Genomic DNA, 14,627 nt, shown 5'->3' on the forward strand with positions numbered 1-14,627 from the left:
GGAGCAATCGGCGAAATCGGCGAACCAAGTTCCCTGAATTCGCCTCTCTCTGACTGCTCAGCGGTTTTTCCCGCCCGGAACGAACCCAAGGCGTGACCGATGCCCTTGTCCCGTCGCCGCTTCGCGGCTCTGCTCACCGTGCTGACGGCCGGTGCCACCGGCGTGTTCGCCGTGGCCTCCGGCCAGCAGACGACGGCCGAGGCCACCCCGGAGACGGGCCCGGTCGCGGCCCTGCCCGCGAGCGTCACCGCCGGGTCGGTCGTCCAGATCGTCGCCCACCCCGACGACGACCTGTTCTTCATGAACCCGGACCTCAGCCGCTCGCTGCTGTCCGGCATCCCGGTGACCACCGCCTACCTCACCTCCGGCGAGGCCGACGGCCGCAACGAGGCGCACGGCGCGAGCGTCAAGGACCCGGAGCAGCCCGCCGACCGCACCCACTACGCGGAGGCCCGGCAGAACGGCATCCGCTCCGCCTACGCCCAGATGGCGACCGGCGACCGGACCAGCGCCTGGAAGCGCACCGTCATACCCACCGCGGGCGGCGGCCAGGCCGAGCTCGACGTCCTCATGGCGAAGCCGCAGGTCAACCTGGTCTGGCTGCAGCTGCGCGAGGCCCGCAGCACCGGCGAGGACACCCCCGACAGCCTGCGCGGCCTGTGGAACGGCAAGATAGCCGCGCTGGGTGCCCAGCTGACCTCCGGCACCCCGGTCAAGCAGCAGTTCACGTACACGAAGGACCAGCTGATACAGGCGATAGCCGGGGTCCTGGCACGGTACCGGCCGACGACGATACGGATGCAGGACCCGACGCCGGGCCGGTACGGGGACCCCGGCACCGGCAAGTACACCGACCACCAGGACCACATGTACGGGGCACGGTTCGTGCAGGCCGCCACCACCGCGTACGCCGCCCAGGTCACGGACCGCCCGCACTTCTCGGTCCAGAACTATCTCGGCTACCACAACAGCACCCTCCCGCACACGCTGGACCCGCAGACGGCCGAGACGAAGACCGGCTACCTGAAGACGTACGCCTGGCACGACCACCAGGACTACTGCGGCTCCCCCTCGGGCTGCGGCGACCGGAAGGTCGCGGGCAACCCGACCGGGCGCAACTGGGCCCAGTCGCTGCGCTACAGCCGCGCCGACCACAGCTCCTGGCTGGCCGAGGGCACGCCCGGCCGGCTCTGGGCGTTCGCCACGCTGGACGGGCAGACCGCCTACTGGACCCGGGCGCCCGGCGGCGACTGGGCGGGTCCGGCCCTCCTCCCGGGTACGGGCATCGACCCCGGGGCGACCACCGCACGCTTCCCGGACGGGCGGATCGCGGTCGTCGCCACCCGTACGGTTTTCGGCCCGGTGGCTACGGGCTACCTGCGCGAGGTCGTGTACGCCGTCCAGTCCGCGCCCGACGGCCCGTTCGGCCCGTGGCAGTCGCTCGGCAGCCCCGAAGTGGCCGACGAGGACGGCACGTCGGCGATCAGCGCTCCCTCGGCGGGCGTGGACGCGGAGGGCCGGCTCACCGTGTACCTCCGCGACGCCCGGCGCACGCTGCGCGCCACCACCCAGCTGCCGGGCGGCGGCTTCTCCGCCTGGCGGCGCCTGGGCGGCGAGGACCTGCAGGGCGACCCGGTGACGGCTCTGGACTCGGCCGGACGCCGCCACGTGTACGCCACCACCACGAAGTCGGTCCTGGCCTGGACCCAGGCCGGCCCGGGCTCCCCGCTGTCCGGGCCGTCGGAGACGGGCCTGCCCGCCACGACGGTCCCCCTCTCGGCGGCCCCGGACGGCGCGGGCGTCCGCCTGTACTTCCGCCGCCCCGACTCGGGGGTCGTCCGCACCGCCCTGGTCACGGCCGGCCCGGGCAAGCTCCAGGTCTCCAGCGTCGCGGAGGCGGGCGGGCGGGCCGGCTACGGCGCGGTCGCCGTCGCGGGCCGCCTCATCGCGGGCCGCGCGGACAGCGGCACCATCGGCACGACGGGACTGGGCGGCCCGCCCGCCTGGACGGAGTCCGCGATGCTCTACTCGGGCGCCCCGGCGGCCGTCCTCGAACTCTCCGGCGCCACCACGGCGGTCCTCGGCCTGGACGCACAGCTCCACATCACGTCGACCCCACGCGCCTCGACGACCCCGGCCTGGCACCGCGCGGTCCGCTGAAGGGCCGCGCCCAGTCCCCGAAAATTGAAGATCTTTCTAGAAACATATTCCATAACTGCCTTCCATGGGGCCACACTTGGGGTGCGTCACCCCCAGGCCGACGAGGAGCGTCGGAACCCTGCGCGAGGAGGCTTCTGGTGAAGATCAAGGGCTTCAAGTTCTTCTGCGGGGAGTGCCGGTACCGCACTTCCCTGACGAAGCAGTCCAAGGCTCTGGAAGACATACAGGACCACTACGACCGCAAGCACGCGGGGAACTACCCGCCCGAATTCCTCTACGCGGCCAAGGTCAAGCGCGGCCTTTTCGGCTAGGGCCGGAACCTTCGCGAGACGACTCCGGGCCGACGTTCGCGTGACGGACGTGGATATCGGGAGATTTCCACCCGTTCAACCCTATGGTGGCGTGGTGAACGGTCACCAGCGAGTGCGGGACGACGAGGGGAGCGCGACCCGGGTCCTCGCGCTGTCGGACGGCGTCTTCGCCATTGCGATGACGCTGCTGGCGCTCGACATCACGCTGCCCCCCGGGCTGGATGAGGCCGGTTTCGAAGAGGCGCTGGCGGACGTGGTCCCCAACCTGTGGGCGTACGCCCTCAGTTTCGTGGTCATCGCAGCGTTCTGGCGGGGCCACCATCAGGTCTTCCGGTACGTGCGGGAGGTGGACGGCACCGTCGTCAAGCTCGGGTTGCTGAACCTGGGGCTGATCGCCCTGATGCCCTTCCCCACCACCCTGCTGGCCGAGTACGGGTACCAGCCGCAGTCGGTGGCGGTCTACTCCGGCGCCGTCGCGGCCATCGGGGCCGCACAGCTCGCGCTGACCGTCGTGCTGTGGAAGCGCCCGTGGCTGAGCAGCACGGCGATGCCCGACCCCGTGGCGCTCAACGACGTGCTCGACCTGGCGTCGATGGTGCTGGTCTTCGCCGCCGCCGTGCCGCTCGCGTTCGTCTCCCCGGTGGTCGCGGAGCTGTGGTGGGCGGTGCTGGTCCCGGTCAAGGCGGTGCTGGGCCGGCGGGGCAAGCGCCTGCGCGCGGCCACCTAGGGGGTGCCGCGCATCCGGGCACTGTGTGAACCGCCATTGTGAAGCGCCATTCGGGGGAACAACGGGTGTCGCACACAGGAGGGCCGGAGCCGCGGCTCCTACGTTCGGCTGCCATGACGTACGCACCGAGTGACCGCAGCTCCGGCCCCACCCGTCGCACCACGCTTGCCGGGCTCGTCGGCGGGGCCGGGGCCGTGCTGGCCGCCGGGTGCACGCCGTCGGGCGCCTCGCCCGCGAATGCGCCCGCACCCGCTCCCTCGGAGTCGGCCTCCGCCCCCGCGGGCGGACCCACGCCCGGGGTGATGACCCTCTTCAAGGACCCGGCCTTCAACTTCAACGGGCTCCTGGCGCTCGGCGGGTCCGGTTTCGGCGCCGCCGAGGTGGGCGAGGTGCTCACCGCCGTGAACGCGATCAACAAGGCCGGCCTCTCGGCCCAGACGTACACCGAGACCTTCAGGAAACTCGGCGATCAGCTCATGGCGCAGCCCCCGGGCAGCAAGTCCGACCAGCAGACCACGCGCTTCCGTGCCCTGCGGGCCGCGCAGTACTACGGCCAGGCGCTGTTCTTCGTCCTCGGCTCCGACACCCCGGGCAGCGAGGAGCAGCTGTACAAGGCGGGGCGCGGCGCCTGGGACACGTTCTGCAGGCTGTGCGACCCGGCGCCGGTGACGGCGAAGGTCCCGTACCAAAGGACGCCGCTGCCGGTGTGGTTCTTCCGGCCGGACACCTCGGGTGAGCGGCGCCCGACCGTGATCCTCACGAACGGCAGCGACGGGCAGGACGTCGACATGTGGACCTACGGCGTCTCGGCCGCTCTGACGCGCGGCTGGAACGCCCTGGTGTACGACGGTCCGGGCCAGGGGCAGCTGCTCTTCGTCGACCGGGTGGTCTTCACACCGCGCTGGGAGACCGTCGTGACGCCGCTCGTCGACTGGCTGGTCGCCCGCTCGGACGTGGACACGGACAGGATCGCCTTGACCGGGCTGAGCATGGGCGGGAACCTGGCGCCCCGCGCCGCCGCCTTCGAGAGCAGGATCGCCGCTCTGGTCGCGATGCCCGGCTGCATGTCGCCGTGGCTCGGCTTCCCCCCGGAGCTCCGGAAGATCGTCACCCCGGACAAGGAGGAGACGAACACCATCTGGAACAAGGAGGTCGTCCCCCAGCTGCCCCCGGACGCGGCCGCGACGCTGAGGAAGCGCATCGAACCCTTCTCGGTCCCGGCGATGCTGGACGCCCGCAAGGGCAAGATGTTCACCGACTTCTGGACGCCTGCCAAACTCATCGAGTCGCTGGACATCACGAACGTCATCGGCCGCATCAAGATCCCCACGCTGGTCCTCGACTACGACTACGAGCAGTTCTATCCCGGCCAGCCGCGCCAGATGTTCGACAAACTGACGACTCCCGGCAAGGACTATCTGAAGCTCACCACGGCCACCGGCGCCCAGCTGCACTGCTCCCCGATGGCCCCGCAGCAGCACTGCGACGTCGTCTTCGACTGGCTGCAGGAGCAACTCCCCGGCAGCTGACGCAGGGGATGGTCGCCGGGGCCTAACCCGGCGGGAGGAAGCAGGGCGATGTCACCTTGAGGGTGGCGAGGCCCTCGCCCTTGGTGCGGTCAAGGACCCCGGTGATGCCTTCCATCCAGAAGTCATCGGGCTCCGTGCGCATGCTGACCCAGGGGAAGGGGCCGGACATGTCCTTCTCGTCCGACGAGTTGTACTTGTAGCCCTGCTTCAGCCAGGCATCCCGCGCCTGCAGCACGAGGTTCTTGGCCGCGGACCCCGGAACCTCGGTGAGCTTGTAGAAGAGGGTGACCTGCAGTCGGTCGTCAGGGCCGTGGTCGTCCCGGGCTATGCAGGGGCCGACGGTAGCGGGGCCCGTACGCTCCAGTGCCGGCTTGGGCGACATGACGTCCACCGCCTGGTGGATGATCTCTTCTGCCCGGTCGGTCGCTTGCTGCTCGTTCGTCGTGACCTGCTTCGCCGTCTCTCCGTCGTCCTCCTGTGCCCCACACGCGGTCACCACGACCGTCAGGGCCAGCAGTGCAGCAGCGGGGAACGCCTTCCGCAGATTCACGGCCGTCCTCCCGTGACGATGTTTGCCGAGCCGACGGATCCGCTCATACGTCTGCCGACGACGGACCGTTGACGGGCGGCGTCGTGACCGCGACGCGCAGCGCACCGGTGGTCGAGGCCGCGACCTGTGCGACCGTGCGCTCTTCGGAGTGGCCGGCGACGAGGGCAGGGATGCCCTCGTGCGTCGGCAGGTGGCGCACGCGCCATCCCGCGCTCTGGAAGTACGTCTGCGCACGCGCCAAGGCCCGTACCGTCTCGTCCTGCGACAGCGGCTCGGTCGACCAGGTGTGGTGGACCGAGGTCCCGGCCTCGCTCCGGACCGTGCTGAGGCCTTCCCCGGGCTGCGTGGGCGCCGACCCGACCCGCAGGGCGTCGTAGATCCGGCTGGAGTGGCCGAGGGCCCGTCGCGTGGCGGGATCGTCGGCCTGCGGGGCCTCGAACGCGGCGGGATCGGCCGACGCCTTGCCCGGCGGGAGGAAGCAGGGCGATGTCACCTTGAGAGAGGCGATGCCCTCGCCCTTGGCGCGGTCCACGACGCCGGTCACGGCGTCCATCCAGAAGTCGTCGGACCCCGTACGCATGTAGACCGTCGGAAAGGGGCCGGACCAGTCGACCTCGCCCGACGTGTTGTACGTGTATCCCTGCTTCAGCCAGGCGTCCCGCGCCTGCCGCACGAGGTTTTGCGCCTCAGGCCCCGGAACGCCCGTCAGCTTGTAGATGACGGTGACCTGCACACGGTCGTCAGGGCCGTGGTCGTCCCTGGCGATGCAGGCGCCTACGGGCGCGGGGCCCATGCGCTCCAGTGTCGGTGCGGGGGACATGCCTTCCACAGCCTGCTGGATGATTTCCTCTGCCCGGTCGATCGCCTGCTTCTCGTTCATCGTGACCTTCTTCGATGCTTTTCCGCCGGTTTTCTGTCCGCCCTCCTGCGCGCCGCACGCGGTCAACACGGTCGTCATGACCAGCAGTGCGGCAGTCGTGATGATTCTGCGCAAGTTCACGGTCGTCCTCCGGTAACGATCTTCGCCATGCTGCCAAGGGGTTTTTCGTCCCAGTACTGGGAGTGCGCTGGCATCATTTCCCAACCCGCGCCCGGAAGCTTCCCGTCGGGGACGTCGAAGACCACGCCGCCGAAGTCGTCGGAAGTCGGGTCGGTTCCGTGGACGATCGTGTGGTCGTCGAAAAGGTCCCAGTACGCCTTCGGGCTGAGCGGATCGCGGGCCGGGGGCGGGGCGGCGTTGATGAGGTCGTTCTGGGCCGTGGCCGCGAAGACGTGGTCCGCCGGGATGTTCAGGTCCTTCGCGTGATCCACACCCACGCCCGGACTGCCCACCATGATCGCGTTGTCGACCGGCAGGTCTATGTGCATGCTCATCGTCTCGCCGACGACCAAGGACCCGTAGCTGTGGCCCAGGAGCGTCTGGTTCACGTCGCGGCCGTGATTGGCTTCCTGGATGCCCTGGATGAAGTTGCCGAACGGCTCCCTCGCCTCGTCGGCCCACTTGGTCTCCGTCGCATCGGTCGCGATGCCCTGCGGGGCGTCGTAACCGAGCCACACGATCGATGCCGTCTTGTGGGCCTGATCCTGGCGCTCCGCCTCCGACTGGAGCGCCACGGCCCTGCCGATGTCGCCGTCGATGGACTCCAGCTTCGCGAACGTCCCGGGCACGTACGTCACCACGTTGTCGGCAGTGTCCGGATTCCCGATGGAGACGATGGCGCGCCCCATGTCCTTGCCGTCGAATCCGAGCAGATAGGGGCGAGTGCTTTCGCTCGTATAGCTGTCGAATCGTTTCTGTATGTCGTCCATGCCCTTGTAGCCGTTCTCGAGCTGCTTCTTCTTCTCGTTCCACTCCTTCCACTCATCGGTCGGGACCATCGCGCCCTTCACCTCGCGACCCGTGATGGGGCTGATGTACGGCTTGTAGTGCTCCGGTTCCTTCTTGAGCCAGGCGTCGTACTCCACCTGCTTGGCTCCGCGCTGTTCCGCGAGCACGATGCGGTTCGCGTCGTCGCGCACGTCGGAGGGAAGGCCGTCGAGCGCTCCGATACTGGCCGGGTGCATGGAGATGTAGGCGTCGCGCTGCTCCTGGGAGAGGCCGTTCCACCAGTTGGCGTTGTCCTGGGGCCAGTCGTTCTTGGGCGGCGGCTTGATCGTGTCGAGGTAGGCGTCGGCCGCGCCGCGCACGCCGTCGGTGTCCGACGTGACGTCCGTCCAGTCCCGGCCGGACACGGTCAGGTCGTCGTCGGCCTTGAGGGCCCGTATCTTCGGCGCCCACTTCGCGTCCGCGTCCGTGGCCTCCTTGAGCGCGTCGGCGATCCGGTTCGCGTACCCCATCGCCTTGCCGTAGTTCGGGTTCGGGTGGATGTTCGCCGCCTGGCGCTCCAGCGCATCGGAGGTCGCGTTGCCTCCGGCACTCCCCGTCACCGTGCCGCCTTCGGTGACCTTCTCGTCGCCCGGCTTCTGACCCGCCGGATACGCGACCGAGCCGTCGTCGTTCACCCTGCAGCCGTCCGCCTGGGCGTCGTCGATCGCAGAGGTCAGCTTCCGCTTGGCGGCCGCCATGTCGTAGGCGAACCCGTTGAGGGCCGTGCTGATCACGCCGCATTCGGTCAGGGTGTAGTGGAAGTTCTTGGCCAGGGCCTGGAGCTGCTTCTGTGACGCCTCCGCGGCCTCGCCCTGCAGCGACTTGCGCATGCCTGCGGCGACGGTGTTCTCGACGTGGTCCTTGGCCGCCTGGGCCGCGTGACCCATGGAGCTGTACCCGTCGGCGGCCTCCTCGAACTCGGAGGGCTTGAAGGCCTTGAGGGTGGCGTAGTCCATCCCGCCGTCACCGGCCCTTCGCCTGGCCGCCGACGGCGTCCGTGTCCGCGTACTTGACGTTCAGCTTGTGCATCTCGGCGTTGACCGCCTCATCGGTCGTCAACACGTCGCGGCCCACCTGCTCCAGGACGCTCTGGAGCGAGCCGCAGCGCTCGCTGACGCTTTCGGCGTACTTCTTCCAGGAGTCGTACACCTCCTTCTGCGCGGCAGCGCTCAGACAACCCGTGGTCGCGCCGAGCCCTGCCTGGCCGTCCTCCAGTTTGGTCAGCGCGGTGCCGATGCTCTGGCGGAGGGAGCCCACCCCTTGGCCGGCCGTGGACCACGCCTTCTGACTGGACTTCAGGCCGCCCGTTACGGCGCTCGGCCCGCTGCTGGGCTCAACCGGAACGTGGTTGAGCCGCATCGCCACGGACTGCTGATCAGTCACATCGGCCTTGATCTTTTCCCACTCGTCCCACGCCATGCGCAGCCCCCGATTGCCCCTGCCGGTTACTCCGGCCAAGAACACTACATCGCACCGGCAACACACAACTCACGCCGTACATAGGCCACATGAGTACCTGTACCTAGGCGAATGAGTACCTGCCCCGCTGCTCGGCACGGCCCCCGGACGGCCCAGGCCTGTCCCGCCTGCGGTCAGGACGAGGGGGCGGGGCCCGGCGCCGGGGTGTCGGCGGACCAGAAGTCGGAGCGGACGTTGGGGGTGGGGATGGCGGTGGCACCTTCGTACGTAGGGCCGTTCGCCACCTTGGTGGGCGCCGCCACCTTCGACTCGCCCACACAGGGGCTGGTGACTTCGAAGAAGGCCTGCCCCTCGTGACCGAACATGAGCATGATGCCGAATCCGTCCGGGGACGTGGCGTATATCTCCGGCATGTCCTTGCTCGGATTCACCGTCTTGATCCGATAGCCGCTCGCCTTCCAGAAGCTCTCGACCACACCGAGGAAGTCGCCGCGGCGCTGAGGGGAGACGACCGTCATCACGGTCCAGTAGCGCGTCACGTCGCAGCTGCCGGTCGTCGTCGTGTCATGGACCCATTCGAGCTCCGGCTTGATCGCCCCGACCGTCGCATAGAGCATCGCGTCGGCGCGCTCCGCCGCTCCCTGCATGTCCATGCCTGCCCCTGGCCCTTGTCCGGCCTTCGTGCCGTCCGACAGCCCGCACCCGGCGAGCAACGCGCCGGCCACGGCCATCGCACAGGCCACGTGAACGGTCCGTGTGATGCGCTTCATCGATGCTTCTCCCTCACGATGTTCGGCCCAGGGCCAGTGACACGGCTCCGGGCCGGTGGTCAGTGACCACCGGCCCGGAGTGTCGTGCATGCCCCGATGGGGCTCTGACCTGCCCTTACAGGACGGGGAGGTTCTTGCGGAGTTCGAAGGCGGTGACCTCCGAGCGGTATTCCTCCCACTCCTGCTTCTTGTTGCGCAGGAAGTCATGCCCTGCTCCGCCCCCCCAAGCGGTCGCCCAATGAGCCCCATCCCAACCAGCAGCTAGGCGGTCGTCATTGGCCATTGCCGGTGACCTCCCGCCACCCTCCGACGGCCCAGAGACGGCCCAGAGATCCACGTCCCGCAAAGGAGCAGAGCCTCATCCTCAGAGGCCAACCCCTGCCGATCCGCCGCGACCCCTTCAGAGGCGGAGCATCCGCCAAGAGCCCGCTGGACCACTGACTTGCCGTCGCCGCAGCCATGGATCCACACCAGGCCAGTGGGGTAGACATGGGGCTGCTGTCAGTGCCAGGCGCTAGCTTGCCTGATCACACCCGATCACGGAGGGGAAGACAGAGCGATGCCGTCACCTGAACACGAGTTTCTCTCCGACGCCGCTCTCCAGATCATGCAGCAGGTATCGAGATCTGGACTTTACACATACAAGGAAGGAGCAAGAAAGCTATTCGACTTCTCATGCGACCTTGCCAAGGACTGGTCGAAGGCGATTTCTGGGCAAACGCTTTGGACTCACAACAGGGATGGCATCGACAAGGATCTTCGCACCCTCCTTACCGATGAGGAGGTATCTGCTGCAGTTTACATAGCACGCCACTCAACAACCAATAAGGCGCGCGTCGGCGAGATTGTGTCAGCATACCGCAATTCGCCAATGAGGGACCGCCTGTCACGGTTACGCGTATTTTGGATTCCCGGCGACTTCGACGCCGATGACGAGAAGGCCAGGGAGTCGACCTACACGAACCTAAAGGAGGAGATCACTAGAGATCTTCTACTGTACGTCACCCTTGGAGGTCTAACAGCGGACGATGTTATACGTTTCGCCACGTCAACACGGCCAGGATATCCAGTAGTCATCATCTCTCACATCAAGTCTCACGGGTTTGACAACATGACCCGGATGGCCAGGACCTTGGGCATCAGCACGCCAATCCTGAAGGAAGAGATACAACGACTTTTTGTTTCCGGAACCCTGGAAAGTGATTACCTGACTGGCGGCATCTATAGACTGAGCGAGCGCGGTCACGCAATCCTAGATTTGTGCGCACGGCTTCACGATTTCCTCGATGGCACCCTCGGAGAAAACAGCGAATTTGAGTACGTTGCAAAGATTCTCGGCATCGACTATCGCAACGTGCCAATTGACCTAGGCGGCAACGGAGTTGGCTACCGACTAGTCGGACCCAACACGTATCAATTCGACTACGAGAATCCATCCGCATTCCTTTTGAACCATGTCGCTTGGGCGGAGTTGGCGGGCGCCGTCGATTGGCCAGCACCATTCTTCACACTGCCAACGATCTAGTGACGCCGATAACTATCGGTCACTCTTAAGGGCTTCGGGTCCAGCTAACTGTCGACTTAGCTTGACTCGCCGCCAGCACATCGCTTAGCAACGGAGCCGACAATGGACCTGTTCAGTCGTGTTGATCTCTCGAAGCCCCCTGCTCGGCGATTCGGCGTGTCAGTGGGAAGCGAAATCGAAGATGCCTTCCGATCCCGCCTGGCACCGCTGAGCGGTCACTTGCAGGCGGTTGAACTTGATCTTCTATTCTTCTCGCGCGCCTATTGGCCCATCGCCCCAAATCCTTCTTGTGCCGCAATATTCAACCACGCTCTGAACGATTTTCAAATACTCCTGAAATCCCTATGGGATGGCGACGGAAGAACGGCTGCAAGGACTTCGAGATCGCTCTTTGAGCACCTCGTAAACTACAAGCATGTCGCTGGCGAAGCAGATGGCGCAGAACGCTACGACGCCCATATTGCGATCACTCGGCAAATCCTTGCCCGTACGAAGAAACGCCTTCCGCTCCTACGAAGCACTCCGATGAGGAGGGAGCTACACAGAAAGGCCAAACTAGACCGGGAAAGTAGATCAGAACAAGCTGCACTGATCCGGAAATATGGGCCCAATTTCGCAAGAGACTGGGCCAAAGATAACTTGCGCGAACGGGCGAGAAAGGTTGGCCACGAGTCTGACTACGACACCTACCGACTGCTTTCTCAAATAACCCATGGCAGTACCGGTGGAACCATGGGAACGGTGAGTAATAACGCTGGTCGGACCGTCCACAGATTGGGACCCTCTTTTGAGCTAGCAGCCCTGTCGTATCCCGAGGGAATCTCCTTCTTTCGTGACCTATGTCAGCACATCAATTCTTCGACACCAATACATGATGGACGAATCGTCTCTACGCTCAACAGTCTGACAGCAGGTTGGGGAACCTTCAAGGAAGCATGCGAGTGGATCGACCGGAATCTCTGGCCCGATTCCCCACCCCCTCCCCCTGTGGCAATTCTGGCAATCTACCCGAACGGGCGCACAAGGTGGTTCCTTTGGGAACCCTCTTTGGGGCTAATCGTCCCCGGCATGCCACAGCAAGATCTGGGTTGGATCGAAGAGAACGCCAAGGGGTATATGAATTTTAAGCCAGACGGGACATTCAGCGGAGACGGGGAAGGTAGGCCAATAACTGTGCGAGTCCTGGATGTGCAACTTTCCATAACGCCCACCGCAAAATGGGTGCCAGCCGAGGCGATTCTGCAAAAGAAGAGTGCCTCAGGCCCCTCGGATACGTTCCGCAGCTAATCCAGAATAATGGCTCTCCTCTCTCACATGCTGCATCGAAGGTTCTGATCAGGGCGCCCCGGACAGCCCTCAATCGATCCAACGCCCCCTCTCCCGCGCGGGCCCGGACATGCGAAGCTGGGTCGTGCGGGAGCCCTGGGGGCCGCCCGTGCGCCAGAAGAAGGAGGAGAAAGCGTGCCGAACCCCAGCCCGCGCGGGACGTATTTGACGATCTCGGAGGCCCTGCAGGCAAGGATCGCCCAAGGCGCCTACCCTGATGGCCTTCCGTCCGAAGCGGAGATCGGGCGGGAGTTTGGCGTGGCTCGCACCACCGTCCGTCGTGCGCTTCACGCACTGGAGCAAGCCGGCGACGTGACGACAATCGCCGGGGTCGGCCGCCAAGTCGGTGACGACGCACAGATGGCACCGTACAAGCGGATCATGACGGATCTATTGGACCGCATTAAGACGGGTGAACTTCCCCCCGGTGCTCGTCTCCCCAGCGAGGCGGAACTCGCCGACACGTACGGAGTCGCGCGGGGGACCGTCCGACGCGCTGTGCGCGAACTGGAGGCTGCGGGGCATGTTCAAGCTCAGCACGGAGTCGGGCGGTTCGTGAGCCCGGCGTCCTGAACCGCGACATCTTCGGAGGCATTCGCATGCGCTTGGCCAAGTGGGCTCACGACCTCGCGGAGTCCTTGCTCGCCGACAGTCTGCCGACGCGCTGGGCCCACTCTCAGCGGGTCTACTCGCAGGCCCTGACGCTGGCACCAGCCCTGGGAGACGATGCGGAGCTGCTGGCTGCCGCGGCCATCGCGCACGACGTTGGATACGCCAAGGTCGCTGTCGACACGGGGCAGCACATGATCGATGGGGCTCGGTACCTCCGGGACGTTGTCGGCGCCGACCCGCGGCTGTGCAGTGTCGTGGCCTTCCACACCTCCTCCCCGTGGGAGGCCGCCGAGCTGGGGCTCGACGAGGCGCTCGCGGAGTTCGGGCCCGCAGAGCCGACTCTCGTCGATGCGATCACCTATTGCGACCTGACCAGCAGTCCCGTGGGTGCGCTTGTTGACCCGGCGGAGCGGCTGAAGGAGGTGCTGGACCGGTACGGCCCCGATCATGTCGTATTCCGGGCTGTGTCTGCCGCTCGACCGGAGCTTCTGGCCCGGGTTGCTCGGATCCGCGAGCGCAGTCACGGAGTCAAGCCGGCACGCCTCAGCTGATCGTCGTCACCGGGGAGCCTCGGAACCCCTCCTCCAAGCGTCGGCGCGTGGTGGGCGATAGGTCCAATGCATCGATCTCCGACCTGGGCACCCACCGGACCTCCAGGGATTCCGAACTCACCTTGATCTCCCCGCTGACCGGGCGGGCACGGAAGCAGAGCGAGAATTCCTGTCGGACCTCTCCGTCCGCGAACGCGATGACGTGTCCTGGGTCGGTGAAGATGCCGACCAGGCCGACGACTTCAGTCACGATTCCCGTTTCTTCCAGGACCTCACGGACCACCGTGCTGGCGATGTTTTCCCCGATCTCCTGGACGCCCCCCGGCATACCCCAGCGCCCGTTGTCAGACCTGCGCTCCATGAGCACGTCTCCGGCATCGTTGACGACAAACGCCGTCACGGCGGGCACGATGCTGTTGGCCTTCGGCGCATCGGGATCGTTGAAGTAGTCAGTGCGGTTGCCCATGGTCACCTCTCGACGGGAACGGCTTCGGACCAAACCTTGTCGAAGCTCTGCTGGTATGTGGAGACCAACTCGGCGCCGGCCACCTTACGCAAGTGGAGAACGGGCGTCAGCGGGGCGCTCACCCCGTACACCTGCGTGTTCACCAGCCACTCGTCATCCGATCGGTAGAGCGAGTTGTGCAGCGTCGACCGGTGCAGACGGAACTCGATTCCAGGCACGGCGTACAGAGGGCGATAGAGCTTCATGACCTCTCGAACCTTGTAGGCCACGCCTTCGCCGATCTCTTCCTCCTCCCCTCGGCGCCGAATCTCCGGGCTCTCCGGGTCGCCGAGCAGGATGCGAGCGCGCACCCCTCCGGCCGCTTTCATCCGGAGCAACTGGGCCCATCGGGGATTCTCGGCGAGGAAGACACCCGCGTGCACCAACACGCCGATCTCGCGCTCCGCACGCCCGAAGAGCTGCAGCCAAAGGTCGGCCGGCACGTAGGAGCGATGCGGATAGACCTTGAGGACTTCGGCGTCCGCAGCGTCCTGACGTTGGCCATCGGGCAGGCCGTCAGGCCAGAGGTAGCCCTCGTCCTCCCGGAGCAATGCTGAGATGGCAAGACGATGGCGCCGGTAGGGCGCCCGCCCCTTGGTGATCCATCGCTCCACCGTCTTCGGGTCCACCCCAAGACGCTCAGCCAGGGCATCCGTGGTCACGCCTTGCGTCAGCATCGCGGACCTTAACCGCTCGTTCGCCATCTCTCCCCCGGGGACGTCTAGGGACGCGCTCGCCCACCAGGACGGTACTCAGGACGTCCCAAGTCGTCCAG

15 protein-coding genes and 1 pseudogene are annotated in these 14,627 nt (G+C 66.3%); 8 read left to right on the forward strand and 8 right to left on the reverse strand.

Annotation, left to right across the window (positions count from 1 at the left end):
- The first annotated feature begins 99 nt into the window (after nucleotides 1-99).
- From ACFYOB_RS06025 to ACFYOB_RS06040, 4 genes are all read left to right on the forward strand, one after another.
- The gene (locus tag ACFYOB_RS06025; protein WP_388555073.1) at nucleotides 100-2,160 is read left to right on the forward strand and encodes a PIG-L family deacetylase; all 2,061 of its coding nucleotides are present in this window, start codon (nucleotides 100-102) and stop codon (nucleotides 2,158-2,160) included.
- Between the two features lie 137 nt (nucleotides 2,161-2,297).
- Nucleotides 2,298-2,471 (forward strand): hypothetical protein, encoded by a 174-nt coding sequence (locus ACFYOB_RS06030; RefSeq protein ID WP_388555075.1) that lies wholly within the window; start codon nucleotides 2,298-2,300, stop codon nucleotides 2,469-2,471.
- A gap of 91 nt (nucleotides 2,472-2,562) precedes the next feature.
- Entirely contained in the window at nucleotides 2,563-3,198 is a 636-nt protein-coding gene (locus ACFYOB_RS06035) for a TMEM175 family protein (protein ID WP_388555077.1), read from the forward strand.
- 113 nt (nucleotides 3,199-3,311) lie between these two features.
- Nucleotides 3,312-4,727, forward strand: coding sequence for an alpha/beta hydrolase family protein (locus tag ACFYOB_RS06040; RefSeq protein WP_388555080.1), 1,416 nt, complete (start codon nucleotides 3,312-3,314; stop codon nucleotides 4,725-4,727).
- A gap of 22 nt (nucleotides 4,728-4,749) precedes the next feature.
- Here ACFYOB_RS06040 and ACFYOB_RS06045 read toward each other — a convergent pair whose 3' ends face one another.
- From ACFYOB_RS06045 to ACFYOB_RS06070, 6 genes and pseudogenes are all read right to left on the reverse strand, one after another.
- Nucleotides 4,750-5,277 carry a hypothetical protein gene (locus tag ACFYOB_RS06045; protein ID WP_388555083.1) on the reverse strand — a complete coding sequence of 176 codons (528 nt, stop codon included), beginning with the start codon at nucleotides 5,275-5,277 and terminating at the stop codon, nucleotides 4,750-4,752.
- A gap of 43 nt (nucleotides 5,278-5,320) precedes the next feature.
- Nucleotides 5,321-6,277: a hypothetical protein gene (locus tag ACFYOB_RS06050; protein ID WP_388555086.1), complete on the reverse strand. Its 957-nt coding sequence runs from the start codon at nucleotides 6,275-6,277 to the stop codon at nucleotides 5,321-5,323.
- Nucleotides 6,274-8,100, reverse strand: a complete 1,827-nt coding sequence (locus tag ACFYOB_RS06055; RefSeq protein WP_388555089.1) for an alpha/beta hydrolase — start codon at nucleotides 8,098-8,100, stop codon at nucleotides 6,274-6,276. Before ACFYOB_RS06055 ends, ACFYOB_RS06050 begins: the two co-directional genes overlap by 4 nt.
- Before the next feature lie 7 nt (nucleotides 8,101-8,107).
- Nucleotides 8,108-8,563 carry a hypothetical protein gene (locus ACFYOB_RS06060; RefSeq protein WP_388555091.1) on the reverse strand — a complete coding sequence of 152 codons (456 nt, stop codon included), beginning with the start codon at nucleotides 8,561-8,563 and terminating at the stop codon, nucleotides 8,108-8,110.
- Nucleotides 8,564-8,736: 173 nt separating this feature from the next.
- Nucleotides 8,737-9,333, reverse strand: coding sequence for a hypothetical protein (locus ACFYOB_RS06065; protein WP_388555094.1), 597 nt, complete (start codon nucleotides 9,331-9,333; stop codon nucleotides 8,737-8,739).
- A 115-nt stretch (nucleotides 9,334-9,448) separates the two neighbouring features.
- Nucleotides 9,449-9,535, reverse strand: a pseudogene (locus ACFYOB_RS06070) (glutamine synthetase); the annotation flags it as partial.
- Nucleotides 9,536-9,892: 357 nt separating this feature from the next.
- Here ACFYOB_RS06070 and ACFYOB_RS06075 point away from each other — a divergent pair.
- The 4 genes from ACFYOB_RS06075 to ACFYOB_RS06090 all read left to right on the forward strand — a co-directional run bounded on the left by ACFYOB_RS06075 (nucleotide 9,893) and on the right by ACFYOB_RS06090 (nucleotide 13,347).
- A complete protein-coding gene (locus ACFYOB_RS06075) occupies nucleotides 9,893-10,858 on the forward strand; it encodes a hypothetical protein (protein ID WP_388555096.1) in 966 nt (321 codons plus the stop codon).
- A gap of 102 nt (nucleotides 10,859-10,960) precedes the next feature.
- Nucleotides 10,961-12,145 (forward strand): DUF5677 domain-containing protein, encoded by a 1,185-nt coding sequence (locus ACFYOB_RS06080; protein ID WP_388555099.1) that lies wholly within the window; start codon nucleotides 10,961-10,963, stop codon nucleotides 12,143-12,145.
- 174 nt (nucleotides 12,146-12,319) lie between these two features.
- Nucleotides 12,320-12,757 (forward strand): GntR family transcriptional regulator, encoded by a 438-nt coding sequence (locus ACFYOB_RS06085; protein WP_388555101.1) that lies wholly within the window; start codon nucleotides 12,320-12,322, stop codon nucleotides 12,755-12,757.
- 26 nt (nucleotides 12,758-12,783) lie between these two features.
- Complete coding sequence (locus tag ACFYOB_RS06090) at nucleotides 12,784-13,347, forward strand: HD domain-containing protein (protein ID WP_388555104.1); 564 nt, start codon at nucleotides 12,784-12,786, stop codon at nucleotides 13,345-13,347.
- Here ACFYOB_RS06090 and ACFYOB_RS06095 read toward each other — a convergent pair.
- Both ACFYOB_RS06095 and ACFYOB_RS06100 read right to left on the reverse strand, forming a co-directional pair.
- Entirely contained in the window at nucleotides 13,340-13,813 is a 474-nt protein-coding gene (locus ACFYOB_RS06095) for an NUDIX domain-containing protein (RefSeq protein ID WP_388555603.1), read from the reverse strand. The genes ACFYOB_RS06090 and ACFYOB_RS06095 overlap by 8 nt on opposite strands.
- Before the next feature lie 2 nt (nucleotides 13,814-13,815).
- Nucleotides 13,816-14,514: an XRE family transcriptional regulator gene (locus ACFYOB_RS06100; RefSeq protein WP_388555107.1), complete on the reverse strand. Its 699-nt coding sequence runs from the start codon at nucleotides 14,512-14,514 to the stop codon at nucleotides 13,816-13,818.
- Nucleotides 14,515-14,627 lie beyond the last annotated feature (113 nt).

The sequence above is a fragment of the Streptomyces sp. NPDC006463 genome (assembly GCF_042870715.1).
In the GTDB taxonomy this organism is placed as follows: domain Bacteria; phylum Actinomycetota; class Actinomycetes; order Streptomycetales; family Streptomycetaceae; genus Streptomyces.